Source organism: uncultured Tepidimonas sp., from assembly GCF_938045175.1.
Classification (GTDB): domain Bacteria; phylum Pseudomonadota; class Gammaproteobacteria; order Burkholderiales; family Burkholderiaceae_C; genus Tepidimonas.
This window is the reverse complement of the sequence record NZ_CALIND010000024.1, coordinates 1-5826: the sequence shown is the minus strand read 5'-3', so window position 1 is coordinate 5826 and position 5826 is coordinate 1. Positions and strand designations below refer to the sequence as shown.

The 5826-nt window shown below is 71.3% G+C and carries 6 protein-coding genes and 1 pseudogene; all 7 read left to right on the top strand.

Annotation, left to right across the window (positions count from 1 at the left end; genetic code table 11):
• Nucleotides 1–345: pseudogene (locus tag Q0716_RS01180) on the top strand (N-(5'-phosphoribosyl)anthranilate isomerase); the annotation flags it as partial.
• Between the two features lie 53 nt (nt 346–398).
• The gene (trpB, locus tag Q0716_RS01175) at nt 399–1709 is read left to right on the top strand and encodes a tryptophan synthase subunit beta (RefSeq protein ID WP_299018794.1); all 1311 of its coding nucleotides are present in this window, start codon (nt 399–401) and stop codon (nt 1707–1709) included.
• Nucleotides 1706–2548, top strand: coding sequence for a tryptophan synthase subunit alpha (gene trpA, locus Q0716_RS01170; protein ID WP_299018792.1), 843 nt, complete (start codon nt 1706–1708; stop codon nt 2546–2548). Before trpB ends, trpA begins: the two co-directional genes overlap by 4 nt.
• An 82-nt stretch (nt 2549–2630) precedes the next feature.
• Nucleotides 2631–3500, top strand: coding sequence for an acetyl-CoA carboxylase, carboxyltransferase subunit beta (gene accD / locus Q0716_RS01165; protein WP_299018791.1), 870 nt, complete (start codon nt 2631–2633; stop codon nt 3498–3500).
• A gap of 11 nt (nt 3501–3511) precedes the next feature.
• The gene (locus tag Q0716_RS01160; protein WP_299018790.1) at nt 3512–4462 is read left to right on the top strand and encodes a LysR family transcriptional regulator; all 951 of its coding nucleotides are present in this window, start codon (nt 3512–3514) and stop codon (nt 4460–4462) included.
• Nucleotides 4463–4644: 182 nt separating this feature from the next.
• Nucleotides 4645–5685, top strand: a complete 1041-nt coding sequence (locus Q0716_RS01155; protein ID WP_366139703.1) for an FAD-dependent oxidoreductase — start codon at nt 4645–4647, stop codon at nt 5683–5685.
• The coding region (locus Q0716_RS01150; RefSeq protein ID WP_299018788.1) for a glutamate--tRNA ligase family protein at nt 5574–5826 on the top strand (253 nt) is incomplete at its 3' end. The genes Q0716_RS01155 and Q0716_RS01150, both read left to right, overlap by 112 nt.

The window sequence follows — 5826 nt, the reverse complement described above, 5'->3', positions numbered from 1 at the left end:
GCCGCGGGCTTCGATCTCCTAGAATACGCCGATCGTTATTCCGCCGCGCAGGCCGTGCTGGTCGATGCCCACGTGCCCGGCTACGGCGGAGGCGGACACGCTTTCGACTGGACAGCCCTTCCGTGGTCAGACCCTCGACTCCACGCCGCCCATCGGGTCGTTTTGTCTGGTGGACTCACACCCGCAAATGTGACCGATGGCGTGCTTCTCGTACGCCCTTGGGGTGTTGACGTCTCCTCTGGCGTCGAAGCCGCCAAGGGCATCAAAGACCCGGCCCGGGTCGAGGCGTTCATCGCCGCGGTGCGCCGCGCCGACGCGATCCTGGCCGATTCCCCCGCCTCCTGACGCGCCCCGCCGTGCCTGGCACGCTGGCCGTCACCCTCCATCGGATGCTCCCCATGTCTGCCCACGCTTACGCCTTTCCCGACGCCCGCGGCCATTTCGGGCCCTACGGCGGTAGCTTCGTCAGCGAAACGCTGACCCACGCCATCGCTGAGTTGCGCGCCGCCTACGAACACTGGCGCCACGACCCGGACTTCCAGCGCGAGTTCCACTCGGAGCTCAAACACTTCGTCGGCCGCCCCTCGCCCGTCTACCACGCCGCACGCCTGAGCCGCGAGCTGGGCGGCGCGCAAATCCTGCTCAAGCGCGAAGACCTCAACCACACCGGCGCGCACAAGATCAACAACGTCATCGGCCAGGCGATGCTGGCGCGGCGCATGGGCAAGCCGCGCGTGATCGCCGAGACCGGCGCCGGCCAGCACGGCGTGGCCACCGCCACCATCTGCGCGCGCTACGGGCTGGAATGCGTGGTCTACATGGGCAGCGAGGACGTCAAGCGCCAAAGCCCCAACGTCTACCGCATGAAGCTGCTCGGCGCCACCGTGGTGCCGGTGGAGTCCGGCAGCAAGACGCTGAAGGACGCGCTCAACGAGGCGCTGCGCGACTGGGTCACGAACGTCGAAAACACCTTCTACATCATCGGCACCGTCGCCGGGCCGCACCCCTACCCCATGATGGTGCGCGACTTCCAGAGCGTGATCGGCGAGGAATGCCTGCGCCAGATGCCCGAGATGCTGGCCGACCTGGGCCTGCCCGGCAACGGCGCGCAGGCGCAGCCGGACGCGGTGATCGCCTGCGTCGGCGGCGGCAGCAACGCCATGGGCATCTTCTACCCCTACATCCCCCACGAGCGGGTGCGCCTGATCGGCGTGGAAGCGGCCGGCAGCGGCCTGGACAGCGGCCGCCACGCTGCGTCGCTGCAGCGCGGCGTGCCTGGCGTGCTGCACGGCAACCGCACCTACGTGCTGCAAAACGCCGACGGCCAGATCACCGAGACGCACTCCGTCAGCGCCGGCCTGGACTACCCCGGCGTCGGCCCCGAGCACGCCTGGCTGAAGGACAGCGGCCGCGCCGAGTACGTGGGCGTGACCGATGCCGAGGCGCTGGAGGCCTTCCATCGCCTGTGCCGCACCGAGGGCATCATCCCCGCGCTGGAGTCCAGCCACGCGATCGCCTATGCCATGAAGCTCGCGCCGACGCTGCGGCCCGATCAAAGCCTGCTGGTCAACCTCTCGGGCCGGGGCGACAAGGACATCGGTACCGTGGCCGACCTGTCCGGCGCCGACTTCTATTGCCGCCCCAGCTGCCGCGGCCAAAGCGTCAAGACCGCCGCGCCGATCCACCTGACCCCAGGAGCCGTGCAATGAGCGCCCCCCGCTTGGCCGCCACGTTCGAGCGCCTGCGCGCGAGCGGTCGCCGCGCGCTCATCCCCTTCGTCACCGCGGGCTTTCCGCAGCCCGACGTCACGGTGGACCTGCTGCACGCCATGGTGGCCGCCGGCGCCGACGTCATCGAGCTGGGCGTGCCGTTTTCCGACCCGATGGCCGACGGCCCGGTGATCCAGCGCGCCGGCGAGCGCGCGCTGGCTGCGGGCATCGGCCTGGCGCAGGTGCTGCAGATGGTGCGCGACTTCCGCGCCCGCGACACGGCGACACCGGTGGTGCTCATGGGCTACGCCAACCCCATCGAAGCGTGGGAACATCGCCACGGCGCGGGCAGCTTTGCGCGCGAGGCGGCCGCCGCGGGCGTGGACGGCGTGCTGGTGGTGGACTACCCGCCCGAGGAATGCGAGGCCTTCGCAGCCACGCTGCGCGCGCACGGGCTGGATCTGATCTTTCTGCTGGCCCCCACCAGCACCGACGAGCGCATCGCGCTCGTGGGCCAGCTGGCCAGCGGGTATGTCTACTACGTCTCGCTCAAGGGCGTTACCGGCGCGGCGCACCTGGATACGGCGTCGGTGGAGGCGATGTTGCCGCGCATCCGCGCCCATGTCAAAGTGCCCGTCGGCGTGGGGTTTGGCATCCGGGATGCGGCCAGCGCCCAGGCCGTGGCGCGCAGCGCCGACGCCGTCGTCATCGGCACCCGGCTCATCCAGTTGCTCGACAACGAACCGCGCGAGCGCGCCCCCGCCGTGGCGGCGGCGTTCGTACGCGACATCCGCACCGCGCTCGACGCGCTACCCAAGGCCGCCGCGGCTGGCGCATAATCGCGCGCACACCGGCGCCGCGCGCCCCGTTACGCCTCGGCCTGCGCGTCAGCGGGCGGCGCCGCCATCGCAAGGAGTTGCCATGTCCTGGCTGGAAAAACTGCTGCCCCCCAAGATTGCCGCGGCCGGCGGCCAACGGCGCAGCATCCCCGAAGGGCTGTGGGTCAAGTGCCCCGCCTGCGACGCCGTCCTGTACAAGACCGACCTGGAGAAAAACCTCAACGTCTGCCCGCACTGCGCGCACCACCACCGCATCGGGGCGCGCGCGCGGCTGGACGCTTTTCTCGACCCCGAGGGCCGCTACGAGATCGGGCAGGAGGTGCTTCCGGTCGATCCCCTCAAGTTCAAGGACAGCCGCAAGTACCCCGAACGTCTGAAAGAGGCGCTCGAAGCCACGGGCGAGACCGACGCCCTCATCGTCATGGGGGGCGCGGTGCACACCCTGCCCGTGGTCGTGGCGTGCTTCGAGTTCGACTTCATGGGCGGCTCCATGGGCTCGGTGGTCGGTGAGCGCTTCGTGCGCGGCGTGGAAAACGCCATCGAGCAAAAAGTGCCCTTCATCTGCTTTACCGCCACCGGCGGCGCGCGCATGCAAGAAGGGCTGCTGTCACTCATGCAAATGGCCAAGACCAACGCGGCGCTCACCCGCCTGGCCAAGCAGCGCCTGCCCTACATCAGCATCCTGACCGACCCCACCATGGGCGGCGTGTCGGCGGGCTTCGCCTTCATGGGCGACGTGGTGATCGCCGAGCCCAAGGCGCTCATCGGCTTTGCTGGCCCGCGTGTGATCGAAAACACCGTGCGCGTCAAGCTGCCGGAGGGCTTTCAGCGCGCCGAGTTTTTGCTGCAAAAAGGCGGCATCGACATGATCTGCGACCGGCGCGAGCTGCGCAGCACCGTGGCCAACGTGCTGGCCATGCTCACGCGCCAAAGCGCCGACGCGGTCGCTTGAAGCGGCGGCACATGGGGCCGGAACAGGTGGCGCTGCTGGCGGCCGTGGCGCGGCATGGCAGTCTGGCGGCCGCCGCGCGGGCGCTCGGCCTGGTGCCCAGTGCGCTGACCTACCGGGTGCGGCAGATGGAGCAGGCGCTCGACGTGCTGCTGCTGGACCGGCGCTCGCGCCGCGCCCGGCTGACCCCGGCCGGGCAAGAACTGCTGCGGGCTGGGGACGCGTTACTGCGCGAATGGGACGCGTTGGCGCAGCGCGTACGGCGCATCGCCACCGGCTGGGAAGCCGAACTCACCATCGCGGCCGATGCCGTCATCTGCCCGCGCACGCTGCTCGAGCTGTGCGAGGCCTTCTACGCCCTGGGGGCGCCCACCCGGCTGCGGCTGCGGGGCGAGACCCTCTCCGGCACCCTGGAAGCGCTGCTCAGCGGCCAGGCCGATCTGGCTCTAGGGGTAACACTGGAGCGGACGCCGACCGCAGAAATCGGCTTGCAACCCCTGGGCAACGTCCCGTTTTGCTTTGCGGTGGCGCCACACCACCCGCTGGCCAGAGCGGCCGAACCGCTGACCCCGGCAGACATCCGCGCCCATCGCATCGTGGCGGTGGCCGACACCGCGCCGCAGGGCGGGCTGACGGTGGGCCCGCAGCCGGGCCAGGATGTGCTGACCGTGCCCAGCATGGCCATGAAACTGCAGGCCCAGCTGCGTGGACTGGGCTGCGGCTGGTTGCCGCAGCCGCTGGCGCAGCCTCACGTGAACGCCGGGCACCTGGTGCTCAAGGCCACGACGTTGCCAGCCCGCGTCGTGCCCACCGCCTACGCCTGGCGCCAGACGGCGCGGCCCGTCGGCAGTGGCGCCCCGCGCACGGGACCGGCGCTGCACTGGTGGCTGCAACGGCTAGCCGATCCGCTGACGCGCGACGCCCTGTTGATGAAGCGCCCGGGGCATGATGCGCCGCTGGCGTGAGTCGCGTGGCGGCTGCGCTACCATCGGCGGGTCATCCCATCGGTGTTTCCTCCTTCCCACCGAAAGTTCGCCCCATGCCGCGCCGCCGATCTGCCCCCACCCCGCTGCCTCCGAAGCGCCCTCGGCGCAGACCGGCGGCCGAACCGTCCATCGCGCCACCCACGCCCCGGCGGGTGGCGGTAGTGGGCGCTGGCATCGCCGGCATCACCGCGGCGCGCACCCTCGCGCAGGCAGGCTGGCACGTCACCGTGTTCGAAAAGAGCCGGGGCGCCGGTGGCCGCATGGCCACGCGCCGCACGGATTGGGGCGACTTCGACCACGGGGCGCAGTTTTTTACGGTGCGCGACACGCGCTTCGAGCTGGCGCTGCGCGCCACGCAGGCCCCGATCGCCGCATGGGATGCGACCTGGGTGCGCGTGCTCGACGCCACCGCATCCCGGCTGGCCGTCGCCCCTGCCCCCACGGAGACGCGCTGGGTCGCCACGCCGGGCATGAACGCCCTCGTCAAGCATTGGGCACAACCGTTGGCCGATGGCACGCTCGGGCAGTGCCACTGGGTCACGCGCGTGGTGCGGCTGGAACCCGACGCCATCGCGCCCACGCGCTGGCAGCTCCGCCTGGAGGGCGCGCCGGACGCGGCCGACGCACCGGCGGTGATGGGCGGCTTCGACGCGGTGCTGCTCGCCATCCCGCATCCGCAGGCACGGGAGCTGCTGGCCGCCAGCGCCCTGGCACCCACGTGGCAACAGCGCTTGGACGAAGAGGTGGCAGTCGCCCCCTGCTGGACGCTGATGGCCGCCTGGCCACACGCCGTGGCGGGGCCAGGCCAGCGCCTGGGGCCGCATTGGGACGCCGCCCGCAGCGACCACCACCGCCTGGCCTGGGTGGCGCGCGAGCCCAGCAAACCCGGACGCGGCCCGGTGGAGCGCTGGGTCGCGCAAGCCAGCCCCGCGTGGTCGGCCGAACACCTGGAGGACGACCCCGAGCGCGTGCTGGCCAAGCTGCTCAAGGGCTTTGCCGAGGTCACCGGCATCCGCGCTACTCCCGCGCACGCCACCGTGCACCGCTGGCGCTACGCGCAGACGCAGCGACCGCTCGGCGAGCCGTACCTGTGGGACGCGCAGCGCGGCCTGGGGCTGTGCGGCGACTGGTGCCTGGGGCATCGGGTCGAGCACGCCTTCATGTCGGGGTTGGAGCTGGCGCTGGCCATGCTGGAGGGCTGATGGCCGCAGCGGCAACGGCCTATCGGGGCCGCTTCGCCCCATCGCCCACCGGTTGGCTGCATGCGGGATCGCTGGTGGCGGCGTTGGCCAGTTGGCTGGATGCGCGCGCCCACGGTGGGCACTGGCTGGTGCGCATCGAAG